This is a genomic window from Novacetimonas pomaceti (genome assembly GCF_003207955.1).
GTDB classification, from domain to species: domain Bacteria; phylum Pseudomonadota; class Alphaproteobacteria; order Acetobacterales; family Acetobacteraceae; genus Novacetimonas; species Novacetimonas pomaceti.
In genome coordinates, this window is record NZ_NOXG01000080.1 from 1 (window position 1) to 1,958 (window position 1,958).

General features: G+C 58.1%; 1 protein-coding gene and 1 pseudogene. Both read right to left on the reverse strand.

The annotated features are described in order from the left end of the window. Window positions 1-1,050 (reverse strand): DUF3991 and TOPRIM domain-containing protein (locus CFR71_RS15615; protein ID WP_110532219.1); only part of this gene is annotated, 1,050 nt, incomplete at its 3' end. 580 nt (window positions 1,051-1,630) lie between these two features. Then, window positions 1,631-1,861 (reverse strand): annotated as a pseudogene (locus CFR71_RS15620) (single-stranded DNA-binding protein); the annotation flags it as partial. Window positions 1,862-1,958 lie beyond the last annotated feature (97 nt).

Genomic DNA, 1,958 nt, shown 5'->3' on the forward strand with positions numbered 1-1,958 from the left:
CTCCGGCTGCGCTTTCGCCCCTGAACCCAGGACTTCGGACAGACGGCACAAGGGCGCAACGGGAACAGAACCTGCCTGCATTCCTTCCCTGCGGGTCCTCAGGACCGCGTTCCAGTCCTCTCCCGGCCCTTTCGGAGATATCCGCCCAGACCAGAGACCGACGTCCTGCGCCATCGCAGCGAATTTCCCGGCATAACGATCCCCCTGCAGGTCGTTATCAACGGCAACAACCAGTCGCGCTTCAGGCTGGGCGGCGACCTGCGTCATGACCCGCTTCAGGTTCGCTTCGCTCTCTGGGCTCATGCCGCCACCCGTCGAGGTATAGAGCGTTCCTTTCGGAAAGCGATCGAGTGCAGCAAAGGACAATGCATCAATGGCCGCCTCGGTGACGACAAGGCGCGTCACCGGTTCTTCTCCCCCGTCGGCCCGGAAACCAAAGAGACGCTTGCCAACCCCGCCCGTCGAAAACCCCTTGTAATCCGGCCCCCGCATTTCCATGCCGGTGAACTGCCCGTCCGCATCCCGGTGGCCGAACCAGGCAGTTCCGTGCGGGCCTTCCTTCAGCGCCCCCTGCTGTCCGGCAATCGCGACAAGATGGTCGGGCAACCCACGGATCTCCGTCAGATAGCGCCATGCAGCCGTCCCCTGTCCAGGTGCGGCACGACGGTTCCACAGTTCAGCGGGATCGCGCCGCGGTCTGTCATCGGCTCCCTTCGTACGCTCGGCAACTTCGAGCGTCGGGCTCCTGCCGATCAGGGCGCGAAGTTCCTGCCTGACATGACCGAGGTTCTTCGAGGGATCGAGATACTGGACAAGCTTGAAGACATCACCTTTGCCGTCGCCCTTGGGGTCCCACCAGCCCTTGCCATCGTGATTGACAATAATGGCCTCACTGTCACGGCGAAATTTCAGGTTACGTGCGGAACGCTGCGCGGTGGCCTGCCGATCCAGCCGGAACCCGGCTTTCTCCAGCACAACGGCGCAGTTTACAGCATTGCGAAGCTCATCAAGTTCTCTTTGCTGTGCTTCTGGGGAAGACGTGTAAGCCATGAAAGACACTCCTTCACAAACAGCATGGATTGTGTTTCAGACCGCTCCGGTATTTACGGTGAGTATTTGAGATGATCGCGCGGAAACACACGACGACCTCTGTATGGTTCGTCGAGATATTGCGTCCTGATATTCCGCGTTGAGGATTTTTATTCTGCGTGAACTGCAAAAGAATACAGGACGCACGAATGGCCGCAGTTTACGCGCGGCAGCAAACGGCATGTGTCCGCGCCACTGCGCACGCATTACCGGGACTATGGACGAGCGGGCATTCACGACGCCAGATACTCCCTGTGGAGGATCCCGTCTGCGCCCACATCATGCGACTGACGAAAAAATAAGGTTCACGAGCCCGTATAAAGGTCGATGGAGAAACAGGAGAGACACAGTTCATCCCCGATGTGGACGGACGACCGGCGTTCCGGTGTCGGCCGACAGGCTTTCCCGATCGCCCGCGCCATCAGGCCTGTCAGTCCTCACAAGTATTCATGACGAGAACTGGGGCAGCAGAAATCGCATTTTCTTCTCCCTGAACAGGCACAATGCTCCGGGTCGCTGACGACCCGGAACACCGAACGACCTAAAACGGGATTTCATCATCCACGTCCTGCGCGTTGGAAGTTGCGGCAGGAACGGGGCGCTGTGCAGCGCTCCGCGAGGGACGCTCTTCATCAAAACGTCCATCGCCCGTGCTTCGACCATTGGCCAGCACCTTCAGGTTTCCATCAAACCGATCAATGATGATCTCGGTCACATAACGGTCCTGTCCCTGCTGATCGGTCCATTTGCGTGTCTCGAGATGGCCTTCGACGCGGAAATCTCACAGAAGGGTTGTACATCGGGTTAGATTATGAAAAAGTCTGTTTTGCACAAAAGAAATTTTCGTAAGCTATAAGAAAACCCGATGC